This is a genomic window from Duganella rivi (genome assembly GCF_009857435.1).
Taxonomy (GTDB): Bacteria; Pseudomonadota; Gammaproteobacteria; order Burkholderiales; family Burkholderiaceae_D; genus Rugamonas; species Rugamonas rivi.
Genome location: NZ_WWCK01000006.1, coordinates 638,555 through 662,692 on the forward strand (window position 1 = coordinate 638,555; position 24,138 = coordinate 662,692).

26 protein-coding genes are annotated in these 24,138 nt (G+C 60.6%); 22 read left to right on the forward strand and 4 right to left on the reverse strand.

The window, feature by feature from the left end:
- The first annotated feature begins 48 nt into the window (after window positions 1–48).
- The 22 genes from mlaD to tatC all read left to right on the forward strand — a co-directional run bounded on the left by mlaD (window position 49) and on the right by tatC (window position 15,239).
- Window positions 49–519, forward strand: a complete 471-nt coding sequence (mlaD, locus tag GTP45_RS22430; RefSeq protein ID WP_161016056.1) for an outer membrane lipid asymmetry maintenance protein MlaD — start codon at window positions 49–51, stop codon at window positions 517–519.
- Window positions 516–1,319, forward strand: coding sequence for an MlaA family lipoprotein (locus GTP45_RS22435; RefSeq protein WP_161016057.1), 804 nt, complete (start codon window positions 516–518; stop codon window positions 1,317–1,319). Before mlaD ends, GTP45_RS22435 begins: the two co-directional genes overlap by 4 nt.
- A 31-nt stretch (window positions 1,320–1,350) precedes the next feature.
- Window positions 1,351–1,995: an MlaC/ttg2D family ABC transporter substrate-binding protein gene (locus GTP45_RS22440; RefSeq protein ID WP_161016058.1), complete on the forward strand. Its 645-nt coding sequence runs from the start codon at window positions 1,351–1,353 to the stop codon at window positions 1,993–1,995.
- An 8-nt stretch (window positions 1,996–2,003) separates the two neighbouring features.
- Entirely contained in the window at window positions 2,004–2,423 is a 420-nt protein-coding gene (locus GTP45_RS22445) for an STAS domain-containing protein (protein WP_161016059.1), read from the forward strand.
- Window positions 2,424–2,593: 170 nt separating this feature from the next.
- A complete protein-coding gene (locus GTP45_RS22450; protein WP_161016060.1) occupies window positions 2,594–3,508 on the forward strand; it encodes an ABC transporter ATP-binding protein in 915 nt (304 codons plus the stop codon).
- Window positions 3,505–4,272 carry an ABC transporter permease gene (locus tag GTP45_RS22455; protein ID WP_161016061.1) on the forward strand — a complete coding sequence of 256 codons (768 nt, stop codon included), beginning with the start codon at window positions 3,505–3,507 and terminating at the stop codon, window positions 4,270–4,272. Before GTP45_RS22450 ends, GTP45_RS22455 begins: the two co-directional genes overlap by 4 nt.
- A 15-nt stretch (window positions 4,273–4,287) precedes the next feature.
- The gene (locus GTP45_RS22460) at window positions 4,288–4,524 is read left to right on the forward strand and encodes a BolA family protein (RefSeq protein ID WP_161016062.1); all 237 of its coding nucleotides are present in this window, start codon (window positions 4,288–4,290) and stop codon (window positions 4,522–4,524) included.
- A gap of 2 nt (window positions 4,525–4,526) precedes the next feature.
- Window positions 4,527–5,777: a UDP-N-acetylglucosamine 1-carboxyvinyltransferase gene (gene murA, locus GTP45_RS22465; protein WP_161016063.1), complete on the forward strand. Its 1,251-nt coding sequence runs from the start codon at window positions 4,527–4,529 to the stop codon at window positions 5,775–5,777.
- A gap of 5 nt (window positions 5,778–5,782) precedes the next feature.
- Window positions 5,783–6,448 (forward strand): ATP phosphoribosyltransferase, encoded by a 666-nt coding sequence (gene hisG / locus GTP45_RS22470; protein WP_161016064.1) that lies wholly within the window; start codon window positions 5,783–5,785, stop codon window positions 6,446–6,448.
- Window positions 6,445–7,752 carry a histidinol dehydrogenase gene (gene hisD, locus GTP45_RS22475; RefSeq protein WP_166454694.1) on the forward strand — a complete coding sequence of 436 codons (1,308 nt, stop codon included), beginning with the start codon at window positions 6,445–6,447 and terminating at the stop codon, window positions 7,750–7,752. The genes hisG and hisD overlap by 4 nt, the downstream gene beginning before the upstream one ends.
- The gene (locus GTP45_RS22480; protein ID WP_161016065.1) at window positions 7,749–8,540 is read left to right on the forward strand and encodes a DNA-methyltransferase; all 792 of its coding nucleotides are present in this window, start codon (window positions 7,749–7,751) and stop codon (window positions 8,538–8,540) included. The genes hisD and GTP45_RS22480 overlap by 4 nt, the downstream gene beginning before the upstream one ends.
- 13 nt (window positions 8,541–8,553) lie before the next feature.
- Window positions 8,554–9,648, forward strand: coding sequence for a histidinol-phosphate transaminase (gene hisC, locus GTP45_RS22485; RefSeq protein WP_161016066.1), 1,095 nt, complete (start codon window positions 8,554–8,556; stop codon window positions 9,646–9,648).
- Between the two features lie 18 nt (window positions 9,649–9,666).
- Entirely contained in the window at window positions 9,667–10,257 is a 591-nt protein-coding gene (gene hisB / locus GTP45_RS22490; RefSeq protein WP_092280997.1) for an imidazoleglycerol-phosphate dehydratase HisB, read from the forward strand.
- 18 nt (window positions 10,258–10,275) lie between these two features.
- Window positions 10,276–10,914, forward strand: a complete 639-nt coding sequence (gene hisH, locus GTP45_RS22495; RefSeq protein WP_161016067.1) for an imidazole glycerol phosphate synthase subunit HisH — start codon at window positions 10,276–10,278, stop codon at window positions 10,912–10,914.
- Between the two features lie 29 nt (window positions 10,915–10,943).
- On the forward strand, window positions 10,944–11,735 hold the full coding sequence (gene hisA / locus GTP45_RS22500; RefSeq protein WP_161016068.1) for a 1-(5-phosphoribosyl)-5-[(5-phosphoribosylamino)methylideneamino]imidazole-4-carboxamide isomerase: 792 nt from the start codon (window positions 10,944–10,946) through the stop codon (window positions 11,733–11,735).
- A complete protein-coding gene (hisF, locus tag GTP45_RS22505; protein WP_161016069.1) occupies window positions 11,735–12,496 on the forward strand; it encodes an imidazole glycerol phosphate synthase subunit HisF in 762 nt (253 codons plus the stop codon). Before hisA ends, hisF begins: the two co-directional genes overlap by 1 nt.
- Before the next feature lie 11 nt (window positions 12,497–12,507).
- Window positions 12,508–12,936, forward strand: coding sequence for a phosphoribosyl-AMP cyclohydrolase (gene hisI / locus GTP45_RS22510; RefSeq protein ID WP_092281005.1), 429 nt, complete (start codon window positions 12,508–12,510; stop codon window positions 12,934–12,936).
- Entirely contained in the window at window positions 12,933–13,271 is a 339-nt protein-coding gene (locus tag GTP45_RS22515) for a phosphoribosyl-ATP diphosphatase (protein ID WP_161016070.1), read from the forward strand. The genes hisI and GTP45_RS22515 overlap by 4 nt, the downstream gene beginning before the upstream one ends.
- A gap of 13 nt (window positions 13,272–13,284) precedes the next feature.
- Entirely contained in the window at window positions 13,285–13,653 is a 369-nt protein-coding gene (locus tag GTP45_RS22520) for a histidine triad nucleotide-binding protein (protein WP_161016071.1), read from the forward strand.
- Between the two features lie 91 nt (window positions 13,654–13,744).
- Window positions 13,745–13,948, forward strand: a complete 204-nt coding sequence (tatA, locus tag GTP45_RS22525; RefSeq protein WP_072783665.1) for a Sec-independent protein translocase subunit TatA — start codon at window positions 13,745–13,747, stop codon at window positions 13,946–13,948.
- 25 nt (window positions 13,949–13,973) lie between these two features.
- Window positions 13,974–14,483, forward strand: coding sequence for a Sec-independent protein translocase protein TatB (gene tatB / locus GTP45_RS22530; RefSeq protein WP_161016072.1), 510 nt, complete (start codon window positions 13,974–13,976; stop codon window positions 14,481–14,483).
- Window positions 14,484–15,239: a twin-arginine translocase subunit TatC gene (tatC, locus tag GTP45_RS22535; protein WP_161016073.1), complete on the forward strand. Its 756-nt coding sequence runs from the start codon at window positions 14,484–14,486 to the stop codon at window positions 15,237–15,239.
- 1 nt (window position 15,240) lies between these two features.
- Here the strand turns inward: tatC and GTP45_RS22540 are convergent, their stop codons facing one another.
- The 4 genes from GTP45_RS22540 to GTP45_RS22555 all read right to left on the reverse strand — a co-directional run bounded on the left by GTP45_RS22540 (window position 15,241) and on the right by GTP45_RS22555 (window position 23,874).
- Window positions 15,241–15,714, reverse strand: a complete 474-nt coding sequence (locus GTP45_RS22540) for a CCDC90 family protein (protein ID WP_161016074.1) — start codon at window positions 15,712–15,714, stop codon at window positions 15,241–15,243.
- A 97-nt stretch (window positions 15,715–15,811) separates the two neighbouring features.
- On the reverse strand, window positions 15,812–17,713 hold the full coding sequence (locus GTP45_RS22545) for a DUF885 domain-containing protein (RefSeq protein ID WP_161016186.1): 1,902 nt from the start codon (window positions 17,711–17,713) through the stop codon (window positions 15,812–15,814).
- Between the two features lie 87 nt (window positions 17,714–17,800).
- Complete coding sequence (locus GTP45_RS22550) at window positions 17,801–21,958, reverse strand: DEAD/DEAH box helicase (RefSeq protein WP_161016075.1); 4,158 nt, start codon at window positions 21,956–21,958, stop codon at window positions 17,801–17,803.
- Window positions 21,955–23,874, reverse strand: coding sequence for a S9 family peptidase (locus GTP45_RS22555; protein WP_161016076.1), 1,920 nt, complete (start codon window positions 23,872–23,874; stop codon window positions 21,955–21,957). Before GTP45_RS22555 ends, GTP45_RS22550 begins: the two co-directional genes overlap by 4 nt.
- Window positions 23,875–24,138: the final 264 nt, after the last annotated feature.

Sequence of the window (24,138 nt, forward strand, 5' to 3'; positions counted from 1 at the left end):
GCAAATAAGCAGCAAACTGCAAAGATTAAGAAACTGAGGAAGAATAATATGCAACGCAAATCTCTGGATGTCTGGGTCGGTCTGTTCATCGTTGTCGGCGTGGCTGCGCTGATGTTCCTGGCGCTCAAGGCCGGCAACATGGGTTCGCTGTCCTTCGCCAAGTCCTACGCCGTGACCGCCAAGTTCGACAACATCGGCAGCCTGCGCCCGCAAGCGGCGGTCAAGGCCTCCGGCGTGGTAGTCGGCCGTGTGGGAGAGATCAAGTTTGATGACAAGAGCTATCAGGCACTGGTAACCTTGAACATGGAAGAGGGCTATAAGTTCCCGAAAGATAGCTCGGCCAAAATCCTGACCGCAGGCCTGCTCGGCGAACAATACGTCGGCATCGAGGCCGGCGGCGACACCAACAACTTGGCGGCCGGCGATAAAATCGCCCGCACCCAATCGGCAGCCGTGCTGGAAGACCTGATTAATCAGTTCATCTACAGCAAGGCCGCAGAAGGAAAGGACGATAAATGATCCGTACCACCAAATTCCGCCAGGCCGCGCTGGCGCTGGGCGTCACCGTGATGCTGGCTGGCTGCGCCGGCCCCAACCCGCGCGACCCGTACGAAGGCTTCAACCGCGCCATGTTCGAGTTCAACGACACGGTAGACACCTACGCCCTGAAACCGGTGGCCACTGCCTACAAGACCGTGACCCCGGGCTTCGTCCAGACCGGCGTCGGCAACTTCTTCGGCAACCTGAGCGACGCCTGGAGCTCGATCAACAACTTGCTGCAAGGCAAAGGTGAAGACGGTATGTCGGACTTCGCCCGCTTCGCGCTGAACTCGACGCTCGGTATCGTTGGCCTGTTCGACATCGCCTCGGAAGCCGGCCTGCCCAAGCACAAGGAAGACTTCGGCCAGACCCTCGGCGTGTGGGGCGTGCCATCCGGCCCGTACGTGATGCTGCCGCTGCTCGGCCCATCGACCGTGCGCGACACCGCCGCCCTGCCGGCAGATATCGCCGGCGACATCTGGCGCTACAAGGATCCGACCAATGTGCGCAACATCGGCACCGCGTTGCGCGTGGTCGACACCCGCGCCGGCCTGCTGGACGCGTCCACCTTGCTGGAAGACGCTGCGCTTGATCGCTACGAATTCATCCGCGACGGCTACCTGCAGCGCCGCGAAAGCCAGATCCACCCGGACGGCGACGGCCCATCGAGCAAGCGTAAAAAAGATGACGACGCGGAAACTTCCGCACCCGTGTCATCCGAATCGGCCCCAAAAGAGTTAAACTCCGGCACACCGGCTGCAAAACCTGACAGCCAGTGACCCGAAGAACCACTCATAAGGCATACACAAGATGAACTTCATTAAAAAATTTATCGCTTTAGCAACTGTTGCCGTGGCCGTCAACGCCCACGCCGCTGTGCCGGCCAATGAGGCGCCGGACGCGCTGGTCAAGCGCATCAGCCAGGAAGTGATCGATACCGCCAAGACCGACAAGGCGATCCAGGCCGGCGACACCAAGAAGGTAATGGAGCTGGTGGAAACCAAGATCTTGCCGTACGTCGACTTCCAGCGCATGACCGCGCTGGCCGCCGGCCGTTTCTGGCGCGACGCTACCCCTGATCAGCAAAAAGCCCTGACCGAGCAATTCCGCTCGCTGCTGGTGTTCACCTACTCGGGCGCGCTGTCGCAGATCAAGAACGAAACCGTGGAATTCAAGCCACTGCGCGCTGACCCGGCCGACACCGAAGTCGAAGTCCGTTCGCAAGTGAACATGACCCGCGGCGAGCCGATTCCGCTGAACTACCGTGTTGCCAAGGGCCCGCAAGGCTGGAAAATCTACGACATCAACGTGCTGGGCGCGTGGCTGGTCGAGACCTATAAAGGCACCTTCGCTTCGGAAATCTCGAAAGGCGGCATGGACGGCCTGATCAAGGCGCTGACCGAGAAAAACAAAAAACTCGCCAGCAAACCGCTGAAAACCAACGCACCAAAGTAATCTACGCCATGAACGCCGTTACCGAACCCATCGACAACCTGCAGTCGCTCACGTCCCTGACCGTGGAAAACGCCACGGCGGCACTGGAGCGTGGTTTTGCCGCCCTCAAGGCCGGCCAGACCGCGTTTGACTTGCGCCATGTGTTGACGGTGGATTCGGTGGCGGTGTCGGTCATGCTGGCGTGGCAGCGCGCCGCGCAGCAGGCCGGCGTGCAGCTGCAACTGAACAACCTGCCGCCGGCGCTGCAAAGCCTGACCAAGCTGTACGGCGTGTGCTCGCTGCTGTTCCCGACCGACGTCAAGCTCGACACCGATGGCGTTGCTTACCGCAACCCGGCGCTCGACGAATTCTCCCCGGTCAAAGCACCGGAATCGGTCTTCTCCAAGAAGACCCAGGTTGGCGACGACTCCGCCCACCATCACCATTGACCTCCGCCCCACCCCGCCGCCCGCAGTAATAACTGCAAAATCCCCGGTTCGGCTCGAACCGATTGAATTTCCAATATAATTGAACGTTGCCACAGCCCTAGAGCCGTGGCGTTCCGCAGCATCTTCCCGCGCGCCGGCCCTGCCGCCGCAACCTTATAGATAAGTCAAGAATGACAGCGATCCAAATTAGCAATGTCGAGAAGCGCTACAAGTCGCTCCAGGCACTGGGGGGCGTGTCCCTCACCATTGAAGAGGGAGAGTTTTTCGGCCTGCTCGGCCCGAACGGCGCCGGCAAGACCACCCTGATTTCCATCATCGCCGGTTTGATCCGCCCGGATGCCGGCTCGGTCAAGATCCACGGCCACGATGTGGTCAGCGATTTCCGCGCCGCCCGCAAGGCGCTGGGCGTGGTGCCGCAGGAACTGGTGTTCGACCCGTTCTTCACCGTGCGCGAAACGCTGCGCTTGCAATCGGGCTACTTTGGCCTGAAAAACAACGACGCGTGGATCGACGAAGTAATGCACAACCTCGACCTCACCAACAAGGCCGACGTCAATATGCGCGCCCTGTCCGGCGGCATGAAGCGCCGCGTGCTGGTGGCGCAGGCGCTGGTGCACAAGCCGCCCGTGATCGTGCTCGATGAGCCGACCGCCGGTGTCGACGTCGAACTGCGCCAAACGCTGTGGAAATTCATCTCGCGCCTGAACCGCGAAGGCCACACCGTGGTGCTGACCACCCACTACCTGGAAGAAGCGCAAGCCATGTGCAAGCGTGTCGCCATGCTCAAGCTGGGCAAGGTGGTGGCGCTTGATTCCATGGCTTCGCTGATCCGCCGCATCTCCGGCTCGCAGCTGATCGTCAACCTGACGCACGGCGATATCTCGGATGACCTGCGTCACTTGGTCACCCACCCGGAAGCGACTGAGCACGGCAAGAAGTACAGCCTGCGCATCAACGAATACGCTGAAGTCGAACAGATCTTGAAACGCCTGCGCGAATCGGGCGCCGTCATCGACGAAATGCAACTGCAACAAGCTGACCTGGAAGATATCTTCTTGCAGATCATGGACAAGGGTACTGTATGAACTTTATCTCCGCCGGATTCCGTACACTGGTCTTCAAGGAGACCCTGCGCTTCTGGAAAGTGGCTACGCAAACCATCGCCGCGCCGATTCTGACCGCCATGCTGTATCTGCTGATCTTCGGCCACGTGCTGGAAGGCCGCGTCAATGTCTACGATGGCGTCAACTACACCTCGTTCCTGATTCCGGGGCTGGTGATGATGAGCGTATTGCAGAACTCTTTCGCCAACTCGTCGTCGTCGCTGATTCAATCGAAGATCACCGGTAACCTGGTGTTCGTGCTGCTGACGCCCTTGTCGCACTGGGAAATCTTCTCGGCCTACGTGATTGCCGCCATGGTGCGTGGCATCGTGGTGGGTCTGGGCGTGTTCCTCGTGACCGCGTGGTTTGCCCATCTGTCGTTTGCCGCGCCGCTGTGGATCCTGGTGTTTGCGCTGCTGGGCGCCGCCATCCTCGGCACCATGGGGCTGATCGCCGGTATCTGGGCCGAGAAATTCGACCAGCTGGCCGCGTTCCAGAACTTTCTGATCGTGCCGCTGACCTTCCTGGCCGGCGTGTTCTACTCGATCCATTCGCTGCCGCCGGTATGGCAGGCGGTGTCGCATTTGAATCCGTTCTTCTACATGATCGACGGCTTCCGTTACGGCTTCTTCGGCCAGTCCGACGTCAACCCGCTGGCGAGTGTGGCCATTGTTTCGGCCTTCCTCGTGGTGCTGGCGTTCCTGGCGATTCGTTTGCTGCGCAGCGGCTATCGCTTGCGCCACTAATTCTAAGGATTCATCATGGTCACTACTCCAGAACTCATCCACGGCTACATCTCGGCCGGTCTCGAATGCACCCACCTCGAAGTGGAAGGCGACGGCCAGCACTTCCAGGCCATCATTGTGTCGCCTGCATTTGCAGGCAAGCGCCTGATCCAGCGCCACCAGCTGGTGTACGCCGCACTGGGCGACCGCATGCGCGAAGAAATCCACGCGCTGTCGATGAAAACCCTCACCCCTGACGAATACCAAGGATAAGCATGGACAAGCTTCTGATTCAAGGCGGTAACCGCCTGCAAGGCGACATCACCATCTCCGGCGCGAAGAACGCGGCACTGCCTATCCTGTGCGCGGGCTTGCTGACTTCCGACGACGTCGAGCTGTCCAATGTGCCGCACCTGCATGACGTGTCCACCATCCTCAAGCTGTTGAGCGAGACCGGCCTGAAAGTCACCCAGGACGGCGACAAAGTCACCCTGAACGGCAGCGCCATCACCAAGCTGGAAGCGCCGTACGACCTGGTGAAAACCATGCGCGCGTCGATCCTGGTACTGGGCCCACTGCTGGCGCGCTTCGGCGAAGCCAAGGTCTCGCTGCCGGGCGGCTGCGCGATTGGTTCGCGTCCTGTCGACCAGCACATCAAAGGCCTGCAAGCGCTGGGCGCCGACATCACCGTTGAAGGCGGCTACATCTACGCCAAGTGCGCCAAGCTGAAAGGCGCGCGCATCGTCACCGACATGATCACCGTGACCGGCACCGAGAACCTGCTGATGGCCGCTACGCTGGCTGAAGGCGAAACCATTCTGGAAAACGCCGCCTGCGAACCGGAAGTGACCGACCTCGCCAACCTGCTGGTGGCGATGGGCGCGAAGATCGAAGGTATCGGCACCAACCGCCTGGTGATCCAGGGCGTGAAGGAACTGACTGGCGCCAAGCACGCCGTGATCTCGGATCGCATCGAAGCGGCGACCTTCCTGTGCGCCGTGGCGGCCACCGGCGGCGACATCACCATCCGCAACACCCGCGTCGACATCATGGATGCGGCGCTGGACAAGCTGCGCGAGATCGGCCTGCAACTGACCATCGGCGACAACTGGATCCGCGCGCAGATGGACAAGCGTCCGACCGCCGTGACCTTCCGCACCACCGAATACCCTGGCTTCCCGACCGACATGCAAGCGCAATTCATGGCGGTGAACACCATCGCCAACGGCGCCAGCCGCGTGACGGAAACCATTTTTGAAAACCGCTTCATGCACGTCCAGGAGATGAACCGCCTGGGCGCGCAAATTGAAACCGATGGCAACACCGCCTTTATCAAAGGCGTGGAACAGCTGGTTGGCGCGCCTGTGATGGCGACCGACTTGCGTGCATCTGCTTCGCTGGTGATCGCCGGCCTGGCTGCGCGCGGTGAAACGCTGATCGACCGCATCTATCACCTGGATCGCGGCTACGATCAGATGGAAGTCAAACTCTCCGCCGTAGGCGCTAACATCAAGCGAATCAAATAATCACCATGAGTGCATTCCAAGCCGACTCCCAGCAGCTGATTCTTGCGCTGTCGAAGGGCCGCATTTTCGAGGACACCTTGCCGCTGCTGGAAGCAGCCGGCATCACCGTCACCGAGAACCCGGAGACTTCGCGCAAGCTGATCCTGCCGACCAACGATCCTAATGTGCGCGTGCTGATCGTGCGCGCCACCGACGTGCCGACCTATGTGCAGCATGGTGCGGCGGACTTCGGCGTGGCCGGCAAGGATGTGCTGCTGGAGCACGGCGGCGAAGGTTTGTATCAGCCTATCGATCTGCATATCGCCGAGTGCCGCATGTCGGTCGCGGTGCGCAACGGTTTCGATTACGAGACCGCCGTGCGCCAAGGCGCGCGCCTGCGCGTAGCCACCAAGTTCGTCGAGACCGCGCGCGCGCACTTCGCCAAGAAGGGAGTGCACGTTGACCTGATCAAGCTGTATGGCTCGATGGAGCTGGCGCCGCTGGTTGGCCTGTCGGACGCGATTGTCGACGTGGTCAGCACCGGCGGCACGCTGCGCGCCAACGACCTGAAAGAAGTCGAGGCCATCATGGATATTTCGTCGCGCCTGATCGTGAATCAAGCAGCACTGAAGATGAAGCGCGAGCGCCTGCAACCGATTATCGAAGCATTTGAACGCGCATCCAAAAAATGATTACCAAGCTCGATTCCAGCCAGGCCGATTTCAAACAGCGTCTGGACACCCTGCTGGCGTTTGAAGCCAGCACCGATGACGCCATCGAATCCGCCGTCGGCAAGATCCTCGCCGATGTGAAAGCACGCGGCGATGCCGCTGTCCTCGAATACACCAACAAGTTTGATCGCCTGCCCAACGGCGGCGCCACCAGCATGGCGGCGCTGGACGTCTCGCAGGAAGAACTGCAAGCTGCCCTCGCAGCCATCCCTGCGGCCCAGCGCGCAGCACTGGAAATCGCCGCGCAACGCGTGCGCGTCTTCCACGAACGCCAGAAGCAGGAACTGAACGGCTTCACCTACACCGAGGCTGACGGCACGGTGCTGGGCCAGCGCGTCACGCCGCTGGACCGAGTCGGCATCTACGTCCCGGGCGGCAAGGCTGCCTACCCATCGTCGGTGCTGATGAACGCGATTCCCGCGCACGTCGCCGGCGTCGAAGAAATCATCATGGTGGTGCCAACGCCGGACGGCGTGAAGAACCAGATGGTGCTGGCCGCCGCCGCGATTGCCGGCGTGACCCGCGTCATCACCATCGGCGGCGCGCAAGCCGTGGCTGCACTGGCCTACGGTACCGAAAGCATTCAAGCGGTCGACAAGATCGTCGGCCCCGGCAACGCTTACGTGGCGTCTGCCAAGCGCCGCGTGTTCGGCGTGGTGGGCATCGACATGATCGCCGGCCCGTCGGAAATCCTGATCGTTGCCGACGGCACCACCGATCCTGACTGGATCGCGATGGACCTGTTCTCGCAAGCGGAGCACGACGAACTCGCGCAAGCCATTCTGCTGTGCCCAGACGCCGACTACATCGCCAAAGTGGAAGCCAGCATCGCCAAGCTGCTGCCGACCATGCCGCGCCAGGAAGTCATCAAGACCTCGCTGGGCGACCGCGGTGCGCTGATCAAAGTGCGCGATATGGACGAAGCCTGCGCCATCGCCAACAGCATCGCCGCCGAGCACCTGGAAATCTCCGCCGTCGAGCCGCAGCAATGGGCCGACAAGATCCGCCACGCGGGCGCCATGTTCCTCGGCCGCTTCTCGTCCGAGTCGCTGGGCGATTACTGCTGCGGCCCGAATCACGTGCTGCCGACGTCGCGCACCGCGCGCTTCTCGTCGCCGCTGGGCGTGTACGATTTCCAGAAACGTTCGTCCATCATTCACGTCAGTGAAGCCGGCGCGCAAACGCTGGGCAAGGTTGCGGCGGAACTGGCTTACGGTGAGGGCCTGCAGGCACACGCCCGCAGCGCGGAGCTGCGCCTCAAATGAGTGATTGGCTCAATCAGGTCTTCTGTGAGGATGCGCTGGCCGGTTTGGCGCGCATCCCGGATGGTTCTATCGACCTGATTTTGACCGACCCGCCGTACAACCTCGGCAAGGACTACGGCAATGCCTCGGACCAGAAGTCGGTAGACGACTACCTGCTCTGGACTGAGCAGTGGATCGACGCCGCCCTGCCCAAGCTGAAGCCCAACGGCAGCTTGTACATTTTCCTGACCTGGCGTTTTTCGCCGGAGATTTTCGTCATGCTGAAAAAGCGCATGACGATGATGAACGAAATTATCTGGGACCGCCGCGTGCCGTCGATGGGCGGCAGCGTGCGCAGCTTCTCGTCGGTGCATGACACCATCGGCTTCTTCGTCGGCCGCAAGGACTACTACTTCGATCTGGACGCCGTGCGCATTCCGTACGACGCCGAGACCAAGAAAGCCCGCACGCGCTCGATCTTCGTCGGCGCGAAATGGCTGGAAGTCGGCTACAACCCGAAAGATTTGTGGAGCGTATCGCGCCTGCATCGCGAGCATCCCGAGCGCGCCGATCATCCCACGCAAAAGCCGCTGGAGATTATCGAGCGCATGGTCAAGGCCTCGTGCCCGCCGGACGGCGTGGTGCTCGACCTGTTCATGGGCAGCGGTACGACAGCGGTGGCAGCCCAGCGTTGCGGCCGCAATTTTGTCGGCTTTGAATTGAACCCTGAATACTGCAGCATTATCGCGGAACGCCTCTCAGCACCAGAGGTGCCCATTAAGAAGTCTCGAAGTTTAGTCAACTCATAGGAGCCCAAGTAAGATGTCCCCCATCGATACGCTGATCAACAGCACCATCCGCCCCGACGTAAGAGCTGTAGCCAGCTACCACGTTGCCGATGCGAGTGGTTTCATCAAATTGGATGCGATGGAGAACCCTTACCACCTGCCGCATCATCTGCGGGAGGACTTGGCCCAGCGCCTGGCCGACGTGGCGCTGAACCGCTACCCGGCGGCCGCCTACAGCACCATCAAGCAGCGCATCAAGGACAAGCTGGGCGTACCGGCCGGCTATGACGTCATCCTCGGCAACGGCTCGGATGAGCTGATTTCGATCCTGTGCATGGCCTGCGCCATGCAGGATCGCCGCGCCACCGTGGTCGCGCCGACGCCGTCGTTCGTGATGTATCAGCGCTCGGCGCAATTCGCCGGCATGGATTACGTCGGCGTGCCGTTGAAAGCCGACCTCACGCTCGACCTGCCGGCCATGCTGGCCGCGATTGCAGAGCACAAGCCTGCCCTGGTATTTTTGTCTTACCCGAATAATCCAACCGGCAACCTGTTTGCGGAAGAGGACATCGTCGCCATCATCAAGGCGCTGGACGGTTTCGGCCTCGCCATCGTCGATGAGGCTTACGAGCCGTTTGCCCAGCAAACCTTTATGAATCGCTTGCCTGAATTTCCGAATCTGGTGGTGATGCGCACCGTGTCGAAGCTGGGACTGGCCGGCATCCGCCTCGGCTACATGTCAGCCGCGCCGCAATTGCTGACGGAATTCGACAAAGTGCGGCCTCCTTACAACATCAACGTGCTGACCCAGGTTGCAGCCGAATTCGCGCTTGACCACGTGGAGGTGCTGAACCAGCAGGCAGCCGCGTTGCGCGCCGCACGCGCCGATCTGACGGCGGCATTGGCCGCCACGCCGGGTGTCGAGGTATTTCCATCGGCGGCGAATTTTATCTTGATTCGCGTGCCCGATTCCGACGCCATCCACGCAAAACTGCTGTCTCACAAGGTATTAATTAAAAATGTGAGTAAAATGCATAGTGTGCTGGCCAATTGTTTACGTATCACCGTTAGCACCCCGGAAGAAAATTCCACCTTCCTCGATGCCTTCGCCGCATCGCAGGCAGCCTGACACCATCGCGAGCTTTTCATGAACCGCACCGCAGAAATCATCCGCAACACCAACGAGACGCAAGTCCGCGTATCCATCAACCTGGACGGCACCGGCAAACAGAAACTGAACACCGGCGTGCCTTTCCTCGACCATATGCTGGATCAGATCGCGCGCCACGGCCTGTTCGATCTGGAAGTCGAAGCCACTGGCGATATCCATATCGACAACCACCACACGGTGGAAGACGTCGGCATCACGCTGGGCATGGCGGTGGCCAAAGCCATCGGCGACCGCAAGGGCATCGTCCGTTACGGTCATTCTTACGTCCCGCTGGACGAAGCGCTGTCGCGCGTGGTGCTGGATTTCTCCGGCCGCCCAGGCATCGAATACCACATCCCGTTCACGCGCGCGATGATCGGCACCTTTGACGTCGACCTGACCCTGGAATTCTTCCGCGGCTTCGTCAACCACGCGCTGGTCACCCTGCACATCGATAATCTGCGCGGCACCAACGCTCACCACCAGTGCGAGACCGTGTTCAAGGCCTTTGGCCGCGCGCTGCGCATGGCGTCCGAGCTGGATCCGCGCGCTGCCGGCACCATCCCGTCGACCAAGGGCACCCTGTAACGGGTTGATAAATACGTCATGAAAAAAATCGTAGTAGTTGATTACGGCATGGGTAATCTGCGTTCGGTTGCGCAGGCGCTGCGCGCCGTGGCGCCGGAAGCCAACGTGCTGATTTCGGGCGAAGTGGCCGACATTCAATCGGCCGACCGCATCGTGCTGCCGGGCCAGGGCGCCATGCCGGACTGCATGCGCAGCTTGCGCGAATCCGGCGTGCAGGAGGCACTGCTGGAAGCGTCGCGCAGCAAACCTCTCATGGGAGTGTGCATCGGCGAGCAAATGCTGTTTGATGTGAGCGAGGAAGGCAATGCCGCCGGCCTGGGCCTGCTGCCGGGCAAGGTGGTGCGTTTCCAGCTCGATGGCCAAGTGCAGGAAGACGGTTCGCGCTTCAAGGTTCCGCAAATGGGCTGGAACCAAGTCAAGCAAACGGCGTCTCATCCGATGTGGCAGGATATTGCGGACAACGCCTACTTCTACTTCGTGCACAGCTATTTTGCCCAGCCGGAACAGGCGGCGCACACCGTCGGTCAAACCGTGTACGGTGCGCCGTTCAGTTGCGCTGTCGCCCGTGATAATATTTTTGCGACCCAGTTCCACCCGGAGAAAAGCGCCGCGGCCGGACTGCAGCTATACAAAAACTTTGTTCACTGGAACCCTTGATTCTCTTTTTTAATTTAACTTAAACCATCATGCTGCTCATTCCTGCCATCGACCTCAAAGACGGTCACTGCGTTCGCTTGAAACAAGGCGATATGGAACTCGCCACCGTATTCTCCGAAGATCCGGCCGAGATGGCCCTGCATTGGCTGAAGCAAGGCGCGCGCCGCCTGCACCTGGTTGACTTGAACGGCGCCTTTGCCGGCAAGCCGAAGAACGAGGGCGCGGTCAAAGCCATCCTGAAAGTGGTGCAAGACTACGCGGAAGAAAACGATCTCGATGAAATCCCGGTACAGCTGGGTGGCGGTATCCGCGACCTCGACACCATCGAGCGCTATCTGGACGCCGGCATCAGCTATGTCATCATCGGCACCGCCGCCGTGAAAGAGCCGGGCTTCCTGCACGATGCGTGCGGCGCTTTCCCTGGCCACATCATCGTTGGCCTGGATGCCAAGGACGGCAAGGTAGCGACCGACGGCTGGAGCAAGATGTCCGGCCACGAAGTGATTGACCTCGCCAAGAAATTTGAAGCCTACGGCGTGGAATCCATCATCTACACCGACATCGGCCGCGACGGCATGATGGGCGGCGTGAATATCGAAGCCACCGTCAAGCTGGCGCAAGCCGTCAAGATCCCGGTGATTGCCTCCGGCGGCCTGCATAACCTGGCCGACGTAGAAGCCCTGTGCGCAGTGCAGGACGAAGGCATCGAAGGCGTGATCTGCGGCCGTTCGATTTACGAAGGCACCATCGATCTGGCCTCGGCACAGGAACGTGCTGACGAACTGAGCGGTGACTTGCTCGAAGAAGATACGGAAGAATAATGCTGGCTAAACGCATCATCCCCTGCCTCGACGTGACCGATGGCCGTGTCGTTAAAGGCGTCAACTTCACCGAGCTGCGCGACGCCGGCGACCCGGTGGAAATCGCCCGCCGCTACGACGAGCAGGGCGCCGATGAGCTGACCTTCCTCGACATCACCGCCACCAGCGATAACCGCGGCCTGATTCTCGACATCATCGAGGCGGTGGCGTCGCAAGTGTTCATCCCGCTGACCGTAGGCGGCGGCGTGCGCGAGGTGGCCGATGTACGCCGCCTGCTCAACGCCGGCGCGGACAAGGTCAGCATGAATTCGTCGGCAGTGTCGAATCCGCAGCTGGTGTACGACGCCTCGCAAAAGCACGGTTCGCAGTGCATCGTGGTGGCGATCGACGCCAAGCAGGTATCGCCGGGCAAGTGGGAAGTATTCACCCACGGCGGCCGCAAAGCCACCGGCATCGACGCCATCGAGTGGGCCAAGAAGATGGAACAGCTGGGCGCCGGTGAAATCCTGCTGACCAGCATGGATAAAGACGGCACCAAGTCCGGCTTCGACCTGGGCCTGACGCGCGGCGTGTCGGATGCCATCAGCATTCCGGTGATCGCTTCCGGCGGCGTCGGTGGTTTGCAAGACTTGGCCGACGGCGTCAAGCTGGGCAAGGCCGATGCGGTGCTGGCCGCCAGCATCTTCCACTACGGTCAACACACGGTGCAGGAAGCCAAGCGCTTCATGGCACAACAGGGCATCCCGATGCGCCTGGTTTAAGAGAATTAAAAATGAGTACTCCAAGCATCCAGCCGAAGGCGGCCTGGTTGAAAAAAATTAAGTGGGACGAACACGGCCTGGTGCCGGTGATCGCCCAGGAAGCGGGCAGCAACGACGTGCTGATGTTCGCCTGGATGAACCGCGAGGCCTTGGCCAAGACCGTGGAGCTGGGTGAGGCCGTCTACTGGAGCCGTTCGCGCAAGAAGCTGTGGCACAAGGGCGAAGAGTCCGGCCACACGCAGAAAGTGCTGGAAATCCGCCTTGATTGCGATGAAGACGTGGTACTGCTGAAAATCGAGCAGGCCGGCGGCATCGCTTGCCACACCGGTCGCCACTCCTGCTTCTTCCAGAAGTTTGAAGGCGATGAGCACGAAGGCGACTGGCAGAACACCGAGCCGGTGCTGAAAGATCCTAACGATATTTACAAGGCAGGCAAATGAGCACCATTCTTGACCGCTTGGCCGACGTGATCGAATCGCGCAAGCCGGCCAATGGCGGCGACCCCGCCACCTCCTACACTTCCAAGCTGTTTGCCAAGGGCGACGACGCCATCCTGAAGAAGATCGGCGAAGAAGCCACCGAGACCGTGATGGCCGCCAAGGACGCGCGCGCCGGCGGCGACAGCGGCAAGGTGCTGTACGAAGTGGCCGACTTGTGGTTCCATACGCTGGTGCTGCTGGCCCAGTTCGACCTGAAACCGCAACAAGTGCTCGATGAACTGGCGCGCCGCGAGGGCGTGTCCGGCATCGAGGAAAAAGCATCCCGTAAAGAATAATCGGAGCCTTCGAGTGGAAAACTGCATCTTTTGCAAAATAGCCGAAAAGAAAATCCCTTCGACCACCGTGTATGAAGATGATGACCTGCTGGCGTTCAAGGACATCAACCCAGCCGCCCCGGTGCACTTGCTGGTGATTCCAAAGAAACATTTCGCCACGCTGCAAGATGCGGCCGCCGAGCCTGCACTGCTGGGCAAAATGCTGGCGCTGGCCCCTCGCTTGGCGGAGGAAAACGGCTGTGCAGTAAGCTATGATGCCGACGGCGCGCCACAGCGCGGCTACAAGACGCTAATCAACAGTGGGCCGGATGGCGGACAGGAGGTGTACCATTTACACCTGCACGTCATCGGCGGCGCGCATCCGTGGCGCGGCCAGCGTTAATTGCTGCTGAGCGACTACATTTACCGCAGCGACTGCGCTTCGCTTATACTGTCGCAGCAGTTCTGGGAATCAACGAATTTAGGGGAATATGATGGGTTCTTTTAGTATTTGGCATTGGCTGATCGTTCTGGTCATCGTGATGCTGGTTTTCGGCACCAAGAAACTGGGTAACATGGGTTCGGACATCGGCAAAGCCGTCAAGGGCTTTAAAGATGGCGTGAAGGGCGCGGACGAAGACAAGCCAGCCGCTCCAGCACCGGGCACCATCGACGTCGATACGAAAGAGAAGAAGTAAGCATTCGCTTACGTAATCACTTCTTATGATCGATCTCGGTCTTACCAAACTTGCTGTCATCGGCGTGGTTGCGCTGGTCGTCATCGGCCCTGAAAAGCTGCCCAAGGTGGCGCGCATGGCCGGGACGCTGTATGGCCGCGCCCAGCGCTATCTGAACGAAGTGAAATCCGAGGTCTCGCGCGAAATCGAGCTGGAAGAACTGCGCAACATGAAGAAGGAAGTGCAGGACGCTGCCCAGAATATCAAGTCGGATGTGGAAAATTCGATCTCGCAGAATATGGCTGAGGTGGAAAACGCGTTCAGCGAAACGCCGGCTGCCGATCCGTATTCGTACGAGCCGGCTTCGTTCAGCAACGTCACCACGGAAGATTTGTCGCGCAAGGCGCGCGAGTTCCGCCGCAAGAAGCTGGTGCGCAACTCAGCCATTCCCAACTGGTATAAGCAGCGCCACGGCGGCAAGCTGCATGTGACCTCGGGCGCGGCGCGGGTGGCCCGCTTCCGTCCCCGCGGCCCTACCCATAGCTCTTTCTTTTAAATGACCACTCCTAATCCGGGCGAAGAGACCTTTATCTCTCACCTGATCGAACTGCGCGACCGCTTGGTCAAGGCTTCGATCGGCATTGCGCTGATGTGCATCGGCCTGATGATTTGGCCGGGGCCTTCGCACATCTACGACATCATTGCCGAGCCGATGATCCGTTCGCTGCCGGTCGGCTCCAAGATGATCGCCACCGGCGTGATTTCGCCGTTCCTGGTGCCGATGAAGGTGACCTTGGTGCTGTCGATTATCTTGGCTTTGCCGTGGGTGCTGTACCAGCTGTGGGCGTTCGTGGCGCCGGGCCTGTATGCCCACGAGAAGCGCCTGATTGCGCCGCTGGTGATTTCGTCGTCGGTGCTGTTCATGGCCGGCGTGGCGTTCTGCTACTTCTTCGTGTTTGGCCGGGTGTTCCAGTTCATTGCCGAGTTTTCGCCGCAGTCGATTGCGGTGACGCCGGATATCGAGAACTATCTCGATTTCGTCATGTCGATGTGTCTGGCGTTTGGCGCGACCTTTGAGGTGCCGGTGGTGGTGGTGATCCTGGTGCGCATGGGCTTGGTGAGTGTGGCCAAGCTGAAAGAGATTCGTCCTTACGCGATTGTCGGCGCCTTCGTGATTGCCGCGATCGTGACGCCGCCTGATGCCGTCTCGATGTTTTCGCTGGCCATCCCAATGTGCCTGCTGTTCGAACTGGGCCTGCTAGTCGCCCCCCTATTCGTCCGCATCTCCACCGCCCCAGAAGAAAAAGCCTGAGCTAGGGCAGTCGGTCCATTATTCTCAGCAGCATGCCGATCGTAACCGCATGCAAGGCAAACGACACGCCAAGCATCCAATATACCGTGGTGAACTTGCGGTCCACATAGGCCCGCATGCTCTGTTCAAGCGCTTCAAGCTTAGCGTTGAAGCGATCCTCCAGTGCCTCCAGCTTGGCGCTAATGCCCGCCGCCAATGCATCGAGCTTGGCGCTAATGCCCGCCGCCAATGCATCGAGCTTGGCGCTAATGCCCACCGCCAATGCATCGAGCTTGGCGTAGATATCCGCCCGCAACATTTCTATGCGTGCCGTCATATCTGTGCGAAGCAGCACCAGCTCGCTTGGCGCCACTGTGGCCTCGGCCATCGCATGGCTTAGTGCCAGCGCCTGCGCTTCCGCCTGATCTGCCGGAATGCCGGCTTCAATCAAGCTCCTGATGTACTGATGGGTGTCGAATTTGATAGGCATGTCCATGCTACCTCCCCGATTTGATCGTAGCAGAAAACGGCTGAACTACAGCCGTTCTCCATCGTATCGAATCACATGCCCATCACTTTGAGCGAGCGCAGGATTACTGCGTCATCAGGCCTTTGATCACGCGGACCGGGGCGCTACCGTAGCTGAGGAATTGTTCGTGGAATTCCTTCAGGTTGAACTTGGCGCCCAACTGCTGCTTGCGCTGCTCGCGCAATTCCATGATCTCACTGTAGCCGCTGAAGTAGCTGGTCAGCTGCACCGAGGATACCTGCACCCGGTGCCACTTTTCCACCGCTTCGCTGCGCGTCTGGAACGCTTGGCGGGTCAGCAGATCAATCGCCTGTTCTTCCGTCATGCCCAGCACGTGCACGCTGTAGTCGAGGATGGTGTTGGTCACGCTGCGCAGGTTCCACTTGGAGTACATCAGCCACATCTCCGGCGCGTTATCGCCATAGCCGGACTCCAGCATCATGCGCTCGCCGTACACCGCCCAGCCTTCCACCATCGCGCCATTGCCGAAGATCGACTTCACAATCGACGGCGAACGGTTGGCGTAGACCAGTTGCGCGTAGTGGCCCGGAATCGCTTCGTGGATATTCAGGATCTGCAAGATCCAGTAGTTGTACTCGCGCAGGCTGCTTTCGGCCGCTTCCGCCGTGGCGCCATCGAGCGGCGTCACGTTGTAGAAGGTGCGGTCTTGTGGACGATACGGGCCCGGCGCATCAATGCTGGCGCCTGCTACACCAGCCGCGTAGGCCGGCGTTGCACGCACTTCCAGCGGCTTGTTCGGATCCAGGGTCAGCAGGTTTTTGCTGATCACCCAGTCTTGCAGCACCGGGATCTGGCGCTTGATCTCGTTGACGAAATCTTCGCGCGCCACGTGGCGCGCCGACAGCTTATCGATCACCATGCCGATCTTGGCAAAGCGATCGGTCGGCTTGGCGGTGCTGCCCATGGTCTTATCCCACAGCTCGTCGGACAGCTTGTCCATATTGGACAGCAGTTCCTCGCGCGTGGCCAAGGCCTTCTGGTAAGTTTGCTCCGCAGTGCTGGCCGACTGGATATCGAATGCAAACTTCTGCTCGTACAAGTCTTTACCAAGGCGGAACGTGCGGCGGCCCTTGGTGTCCATTTGCTTGTCCATCTCGGTCAGGAAGGCGACGTAGCCATCGACCGCGTTCAGCGCCGCATTTACGCGCTGGGTGAACATTTGCTTCTCCACCGGCGTCAGGATCGACGCTTGCGCCGCCTTGTCCACCTCGGTCAGCAAATGCTGCACGCCGGGCGCCTGTTTGATTGCCAGGCGGGTGTGCTCGCGCGTTGGATTGACGATGTTGGCGCGCGCCGCCTCGTAGTAAGCCGGGATGCTGGAAATGCGCTTGAGCAGCGTGCGCAGGCGCTGTGGCTGTGCCGCGTACTCGGTGTTCAGAATCAGGTCGATCGGGCCGGCCACGTTGTAGCTGGCCGGATTCCATTCCCACTCGCGCAAGGTGGTCAGGCGGAAGCGGTCGCTATCGAGCTTGTTGATCAGCAGCCCCAGGTCGGTGCGCTGCTTGGACGACAGCTTGCTCGCGTTGACGGCGGTGAACTTGCCCTTCCATTCATCGATGAAGGCCAGTTCCTTGTCTTGCTCGGCCTTGTCGAACACGGTCAGGGTGGCGGCGGTGTCGTACTTGCCGGCGTAGATCGCGCTTTCCGAATCGATGCGCCACAGCGCGTTGAGGAACTGGTTGCTCAGGTTGTCGAACTGGCGGTCTTGCCAGCGCTCCGACGCTACCTTCAATGCAGGCACGGCGGCCGCAGCAGCTACCGCCTTGGTCTTGCCGGAAGCCTTGGTGGTGGTCTTACCCTTGCTCTTGCTTGGCTTGCTGCTCTTGGCCTTGCTCGACGTGGTCGCCTTGGCGCTGCTCTTTTTGTGGTGCTGCGTTGCCGCACCGGCAGGCGCGGCTGCGAGGGCCGCCATCAGCGCAGCCACTGCAAATTTTGTCTTAATCATCATATACAGCCTTGTATCAGAAGCGGAGGAGATTATCACTAATCGGCTCGCTTGAGAGCGTTCGATACAAGCCGACTTATTCTGGTTTTATTTTTTCAAGCCCTCTTGCAGCATCGCTAACATTTCGCTGGCCGACATGCGGCCGCTGACATCGCTGCCTTCCAGCAGGCTGTCGGCCAGGTCGCGCTTGTGCTGGTGCAGATCGACGATGCCTTCCTCGATGGTGTGGCGCGCCACGAGGCGGTAAATCGTCACCGGCCGCAACTGGCCCATGCGGTGGGCGCGGTCAGAGGCCTGGTCTTCCACCGCCGGATTCCACCACGGATCCATGTGGATCACGTAATCGGCCGCAGTCAGGTTGATGCCGACGCCGCCCGCTTTCAGCGAGATCAGGAACACATCGCCCTCGCCGGCCTGGAAGGCGTCCACGCGCTTCTTGCGGTCGGCCATGGAGGTCGAGCCGTCCAGGTATTGGTAGCTGACGCCCTGCTCGTCCAAGTGCGCGCGGATCAAGGACAGGTGATCGACAAACTGGCTGAACACCAGCACCTTGTGCTTGTTGTCCAACAGGTTTTCCAGCAAGTGCGCGAAAGCCGCGAGCTTGCTGCTGGTGAGTTGGAGCTCCGGTGCAATCAGGTTCGGATTGCAGCAGGCGCGGCGCAGTTTCATGATCTCGGCCAGTATCTGGATCGATTTTTTCTCGGCCGGGCCTTCGACCTTCTCCAGATTTTCCAGCGCGGCGCGGCGCAGCGATTCGTACAGCGCCGTTTCGTCGGCCGACAAATCCACTTCCAGCGTGATCTCGGTACGCGACGGCAGCTCGGTCAACACCTGCGATTTGGTACGGCGCAGGATGAATGGATGGATCAAACGGCGCAGACGCTTGCGCGCGCCAAGTTCGGCACGGTGATCCTGCGGCTTTTCAATCGGCGCGGCAAAGCGCAGGTTGAATTGCTCGATGCTGCCCAACAGGCCCGGATTGATGAAGCGGAACAGGTTCCACAATTCGCCGAGGTGATTTTCCAGCGGCGTGCCGGTGACGGCGATGCGGAACTCGCCCTTTAGCGCCATCACGGCGGCCGAGCGCTTGGTGGCGCTGTTCTTGATGGCCTGCGCTTCATCCAGCACGATGGTATTCCACTGCACTTTGGAGAACAGCTCGGACTCCAATTGCAGCAGGCCGTAGCTGGTCACCACCACATCGAAGGCGTGCAGATTGCCGAGCATCGCGGCACGGTCACCGGCGCCGAACAGCTGCATATTGAGCGTCGGTGCGAAGCGCGCCGCTTCGCTCATCCAGTTCATGCACACCGAGGTTGGCGCGATTACCAGCGTTGGCCCTTTCGGTGCGCGAGATAGCATCAGCGCTAACGTTTGCAAGGTTTTACCGAGACCCATATCGTCGGCCAGGCACGCGCCCACGCCCCAATGCGCAAGGCGCGACAGCCAGTTGTAGCCTTCCACTTGGTAGTCGCGCAGTTCCGCTTGCAGGGTGCTTGGCAGTTCAGGCGTGAAGGTTTCCTGCTCCTGCATGCGCGACAAGTGTTCCTTCCACAGCTTGTCCGATTTCAGGCCGCCGACATCGTCGGCCAGTTCTTCCAGCGCGAACGAAGCCAGTGGATGCAGGCGGATGCCGTCGGCGGTGATCTCGCCATAAGCTGATACTTCCTGCAGGCGGCGATACAGTTCCTCGGTCAGCGCCATGTAGCGGTTCTCGCCCAGCTCTACGAAGCGGCCGTGGCTCTTTTCCATCATTTCGAGCAGTGTGCGCAGGTCGATGACCTTGCCCTCGTCCACTTGCAGTTCGCCGCTGGCGGCAAACCAGTCTTTGTTGCTCTTGATGGCGAGGCGCAGCTGCTTGGTCTCGACCTTGTTCGTGACGCGGAAGCTCTCGCCCTCCGGCCACGCGATGACGATGCTGGCCGGATCCAGCTCCTGCAACTCCACCAGCAGTTGCAGGCATAGTGCCGGTTGGCCCATCAGCCATTCGCCGTGATCTTGTTCGGCCGATTCCAGCACCGGGCACTTGGCGATCAGATCGCGCTCCGCATCGCGTTCGTCAATCAGCTTGCGGCGCGCCTGTACCGGCTTGCCGCCGATGTCGGCGATTACGCTATCGGCGCCGTCGCCCGGCTTGTAGTAAGCGCCGTTGACCAGCGGGCGTACCAGGATTTGCATCTTCAGGCCGTGCTGGTAAGGCAGCAGGTGCAGGTGCAAGCGCATATCGGCTTCCATTTGCTCCATGTCCGGCGCGGCGCCGCCGATATCCGACTGCACCGTCACCATCGAGGAGATAGCGCTGATGGCCGATAGCACTTGCTGCTCCGCGTGCGACGGCACATTGAGCGCATCGCCAACGATGGCGGCGATCTTGCGGTGTTCTTCCAGGATGTTCACCACGCGCAGGCGCGTCGGCGTCTCCTTGGTGATGACCACCGAGGAGTTATCGTCCGGGATCGGCGGCTGCAAGCGCAGTTCGAGGTTGCCGGGGCTGCGCTTGACCAGCAGTTCCGGCTCGCCGGACAGCATCTCCACGCGCATATCCGGCAGATCAGACCAGAACAGCAGCGGGTGGCCGACCAGGGCCGGTGCGGCGCGCTGCGGATCGATCTCGTAAGTGAGACCGGTGGACTGATAGCCGCGATGCGCCACAGTGATCGCTTCCGCCGCGCGGATATCCTGCGGCGTGAGGAAGTTGAATTGTTCGGACTCGAATCGCAAGCGCTTCAAGCCCACCGCGCGGCCCTTGCTCCACAAGCCGCGCGCATCGCGCTTCTGCTCTACCGGCGAAATGTCGGTCAGGCCGTTGCGATTATCGTAGGTCAGTAGCCACACGAGGCGCGTGCTGCCCGCCGTATCAGCGGTTGCCGGCTGCTGCAAGTTGATGAGGGCCGTGAGCTGGCGCTGCCAGCCTTCCTGCCGCTCGAACCACGTCGTCATATCCGGGAAGCCGAGACGCGAGCGCAGTGCTTGCGCGTGGATCTGCATTTCGCTGTCGCCCAATTGGCCCAGCAGCGCTGCGGCCTGGCCGGCGATGAATAGATAACCTGCGCGCTCGGCATTCTTCACCAAGTCCTGCAACTGTTCCTTGCGCTCCTGCAGTTCCGGCAGCGAGAGCCAGAAGTACAGCAGGAACTGGAACATCTGCGTTTGCAGGCCCGGCTCCCACGGCAGCGCCGACACGGTATCGACCTGCATCACACCGGCGCGGATCTGGCGCAGCAGATCAATCATCTGATGCACCGAGCTGTCGTGATTCTTCGGCAGCTTGACGGCGATTTCCAAGTACGCTTCGGCCGATTTCAAATGGCGCGGATCGCCGCTGCGCAGCGCCGACAGCAGATACAGATTGCCGCCCATGCCGGTGAATAGCTGCTTGCGTTTGCCGGTATCGCGGCGCAGCGTTTTCAGCGCCACGTCAAAGCCGACGATGGCGGCACTGGCCGCGCCGCGCAGCAGCACCACGATGCTGGCGAGGTACTGGCTTTGCGCGCCGGTGGTGCGTTCCAGATAGCGCTTGGCGTCATCAAGGCGGCCGCACAGCAGCGCGTCTTCAGCCATTGCCATGCGTAGTTCGGAGTTGATGTCGCCGTGGCGGCGCTGCATGTGCATCTCGCAGTATTCGCGCAACACCGGTGCGGTGTGCGGTTCTTGCTCGGAGTGATGCATCAGCACTGCCAGCACGTCGTCTTGCAGCAGTGGACTCACTAGCGCGATCATCCCCGGCTCGAACGGGCGGCCAAAGATGTCAACGATAGGATGCAGCTGCGCCGCCTCGTAGCTGCCAAGGCAGAATGCCAGCACCGACTGGATCTGCTGCGGATTATGGCCGCGCAAGAGGCCCATCCGCAGGCGCGCCATGCCGGCGCGGTAGCTGCGTGGCTCCATGCTGTTCCACGTCTGGCGCATTGGCACCAGTTCGGCGTAGGCCGCGCACAGGTCTTCCATTGCGTGGGTGCCGATAGCGGAGCGGATCGCTGGCCAGCGCAATTTCGGATTGCAGATAAAACCGCGTCCGGTCACCACGCTGATGAAGGCCAGCCGTTCCAGCTTGGCCATCGCGTCGTCCAGTGTGGCGACCGTGTACTGCTTGCCGTCGTCGTTGTATTCGATGCGGGCGTGGTTCAGGTGATCGAGGATGGCGGTACGGCCCATAGGCTCGCCGACCAGCGCAAGCAGCGCCAGTATCGCTTTTTCGTTAAAGGGCAGCGCGTCGAATTCAGCGAGCAGCTTGGGATCGGTCATGCGTGGTTCAGCTTAAAGATATTTTGGTAGAAGTTCAGTTCCGCTTCCAGTGTGCGGATGATGTTTTCGGCCTTGCGGAAGCCGTGGCCTTCGCCTTCCAGTTCCACGTATTCGACCGGGATGCCGCGCTTCTTCAGCGCATCGACCATCATTTGCGATTGCTGCGGCGGCACTACCTTGTCGTCCAGGCCTTGGAAGAAGATCATGGGGCGCGACAGTTTATCAGTGTGGTTGATTGGCGAGCGTTGTGCGTAGACGGCGTCCGCTTGCGCTTTCGGCGCGATCAGGTATTCGTTGTAGTGGGACTCGAATTTGTGCGAGTCTTGATCGAGACCTTTCAGGTCGGAGACGCCGTAGTAGCTGGCGCCGGCCTTGAAGACATCGTGGAAGGTCAGCGCGCACAGGGTGGTGAGGCCGCCGGCGCTGCTGCCGCGAATGATCAGGCGATCGCCGTCGGCGAGGCCGCGTTCGACCAGCGCCTTGGCGCCTTCCACACAGTCTTCCACGTCGACGATGCCCCATTGGCCTTTGAGCAGGTCGCGGTAGTCGCGGCCGAAACCGGTGCTGCCGCCGTAGTTCACGTCTAGCACACCGAAGCCGCGGCTGGTCCAGTACTGGGTCTTCAGGTTGAGCGTGTTGACGGTCATGCCGGTGGGGCCGCCGTGGCCGATGACGATCACCGGCGGCCTGCTGCCTTGCGGTGCTTGCACGTCCTTGTTGCGCGGCGGGTAGTAGAAGGCGTGCGAGGTGCGGCCGTTGGCGCTGCTGTAGCTGATGCTGGTCGGGATCGAGAGATTGGCTTCATCCGGCAGGTCTTCAATCGATTGCGCGAGGATTTCGACGCCTTCCTCGGTGAAGTCGATGCGCGCCAGTTCCATCGGGATGGTTGGGCCGCCGGCCAGCATGGCGATGTAGCCGTTGCCGACGCGCAGTTCGCGGATTTCTTCGTATGGATTGGCGATGCATTCCAGCTTGCCGCTGCCCGGCAGCAGGCGTGCGAGGCGGCTCACGCCCTTGTCGATATAAGTGCAGATGATTTCGCTGGCCGAGCGGAAGCCGTACATGCTGTTGCCGAATGTCCAGTGCGGCGTGGCGAATTCGGCTTGCATCGGGCACAGGCCTTCGGTGCGCTGGCGGTCGCGGCACAGGCGGTACAGATTCCACCAGCCGCTGCGGTCGGAGACGAAGTGCAGCAGATTGTCGGGCGACCATTCGGGCTGGCAGATCGATTCGTCGGCGCCGCCGGCGATGCGGACTGGCGTGGCCAGAGTGCCGTCGTCGTTAAAATCGGCCAGCCACAGCGTGGTGCCTTGCCATGGCATGCGTGGATGATCCCAGCTCAGCCAGGCCAGCGAACGGCCATCCGGCGAGACGCGCGGCGACGAATAAAAGTCAGCCCCCTGCACCAACACCGTCTCGGCACCGTCGCCTAGCGCGATCGCGCAGATCGTGTTGGTTGGCTGAGCGTGCTCGTCGCCGCCATGCAGCTCGCGCACAGCGATCAGCCGCTGGCGGTCGCGGTTCACGGCAAAATCAGCGAAGCGCTGCTTGCCGGCCTGCGTCACCCGTATTGGCTCCTCGCCAGCAACCATCTGGTAGACGCAGTTGTCCTTAAAGTGGGTGAAATACACCGTCTCGCCATCAACGGTATAAGCGCCGCCGCCATACTCATGTACCCGCGAACGTACATTGAATGGCGCCGCCGTCAATTCCTCGGTATTCACCCCGTGGTAGCGCAGCAGCGTATTCCGCCCCGCCTCCGCCGCCCGGCCGGCCAGCCAGAAAATATCACTGCCATCGGCCCCGCCCAGCATCAGCGACGACAAAGGCGTCGCCCCGGCCGCCACGCGCGCAGCGCTGATGGTCGAAGGCCAAGCGCCGTACGGAGCGATAGTGGCAGAAGCTTGAGAGGTCATGAAAGCGGCTCCAGAAATGGTCGTTGCGCAGTGCTAGGCATGATAGAGAAAGGCCAGCGAAAAAAAAAGCAGCAATTCAGGGTCAGCTCTGTCATTTGGACACGCAGAACGCACTTTTGATCTTTCTCAATGCTGCCGTGCTTTCCGACCAAACAAAAGATTTTCAACGGGGACTTGGCTGGCAGGCATTTAGTGGAGCATATTGATATTTCTCAAACTTCGCGTCTGGATGTCCAAATGACAGAGCTGACCCTGAATTGTTAC

What these genes read in the sequence shown, in the direction of transcription:
- mlaD (WP_161016056.1), top strand. Translation starts at nt 49, where the DNA reads ATGCAACGCAAATCTCTGGATGTCTGGGTCGGTCTGTTCATCGTTGTC.
- GTP45_RS22435 (WP_161016057.1), top strand. Translation starts at nt 516, where the DNA reads ATGATCCGTACCACCAAATTCCGCCAGGCCGCGCTGGCGCTGGGCGTC.
- GTP45_RS22440 (WP_161016058.1), top strand. Translation starts at nt 1,351, where the DNA reads ATGAACTTCATTAAAAAATTTATCGCTTTAGCAACTGTTGCCGTGGCC.
- GTP45_RS22445 (WP_161016059.1), top strand. Translation starts at nt 2,004, where the DNA reads ATGAACGCCGTTACCGAACCCATCGACAACCTGCAGTCGCTCACGTCC.
- GTP45_RS22450 (WP_161016060.1), top strand. Translation starts at nt 2,594, where the DNA reads ATGACAGCGATCCAAATTAGCAATGTCGAGAAGCGCTACAAGTCGCTC.
- GTP45_RS22455 (WP_161016061.1), top strand. Translation starts at nt 3,505, where the DNA reads ATGAACTTTATCTCCGCCGGATTCCGTACACTGGTCTTCAAGGAGACC.
- GTP45_RS22460 (WP_161016062.1), top strand. Translation starts at nt 4,288, where the DNA reads ATGGTCACTACTCCAGAACTCATCCACGGCTACATCTCGGCCGGTCTC.
- murA (WP_161016063.1), top strand. Translation starts at nt 4,527, where the DNA reads ATGGACAAGCTTCTGATTCAAGGCGGTAACCGCCTGCAAGGCGACATC.
- hisG (WP_161016064.1), top strand. Translation starts at nt 5,783, where the DNA reads ATGAGTGCATTCCAAGCCGACTCCCAGCAGCTGATTCTTGCGCTGTCG.
- hisD (WP_166454694.1), top strand. Translation starts at nt 6,445, where the DNA reads ATGATTACCAAGCTCGATTCCAGCCAGGCCGATTTCAAACAGCGTCTG.
- GTP45_RS22480 (WP_161016065.1), top strand. Translation starts at nt 7,749, where the DNA reads ATGAGTGATTGGCTCAATCAGGTCTTCTGTGAGGATGCGCTGGCCGGT.
- hisC (WP_161016066.1), top strand. Translation starts at nt 8,554, where the DNA reads ATGTCCCCCATCGATACGCTGATCAACAGCACCATCCGCCCCGACGTA.
- hisB (WP_092280997.1), top strand. Translation starts at nt 9,667, where the DNA reads ATGAACCGCACCGCAGAAATCATCCGCAACACCAACGAGACGCAAGTC.
- hisH (WP_161016067.1), top strand. Translation starts at nt 10,276, where the DNA reads ATGAAAAAAATCGTAGTAGTTGATTACGGCATGGGTAATCTGCGTTCG.
- hisA (WP_161016068.1), top strand. Translation starts at nt 10,944, where the DNA reads ATGCTGCTCATTCCTGCCATCGACCTCAAAGACGGTCACTGCGTTCGC.
- hisF (WP_161016069.1), top strand. Translation starts at nt 11,735, where the DNA reads ATGCTGGCTAAACGCATCATCCCCTGCCTCGACGTGACCGATGGCCGT.
- hisI (WP_092281005.1), top strand. Translation starts at nt 12,508, where the DNA reads ATGAGTACTCCAAGCATCCAGCCGAAGGCGGCCTGGTTGAAAAAAATT.
- GTP45_RS22515 (WP_161016070.1), top strand. Translation starts at nt 12,933, where the DNA reads ATGAGCACCATTCTTGACCGCTTGGCCGACGTGATCGAATCGCGCAAG.
- tatA (WP_072783665.1), top strand. Translation starts at nt 13,745, where the DNA reads ATGGGTTCTTTTAGTATTTGGCATTGGCTGATCGTTCTGGTCATCGTG.
- tatB (WP_161016072.1), top strand. Translation starts at nt 13,974, where the DNA reads ATGATCGATCTCGGTCTTACCAAACTTGCTGTCATCGGCGTGGTTGCG.
- tatC (WP_161016073.1), top strand. Translation starts at nt 14,484, where the DNA reads ATGACCACTCCTAATCCGGGCGAAGAGACCTTTATCTCTCACCTGATC.
- GTP45_RS22540 (WP_161016074.1), bottom strand. Translation starts at nt 15,714, where the DNA reads ATGGACATGCCTATCAAATTCGACACCCATCAGTACATCAGGAGCTTG.
- GTP45_RS22545 (WP_161016186.1), bottom strand. Translation starts at nt 17,713, where the DNA reads ATGATTAAGACAAAATTTGCAGTGGCTGCGCTGATGGCGGCCCTCGCA.
- GTP45_RS22550 (WP_161016075.1), bottom strand. Translation starts at nt 21,958, where the DNA reads ATGACCGATCCCAAGCTGCTCGCTGAATTCGACGCGCTGCCCTTTAAC.
- GTP45_RS22555 (WP_161016076.1), bottom strand. Translation starts at nt 23,874, where the DNA reads ATGACCTCTCAAGCTTCTGCCACTATCGCTCCGTACGGCGCTTGGCCT.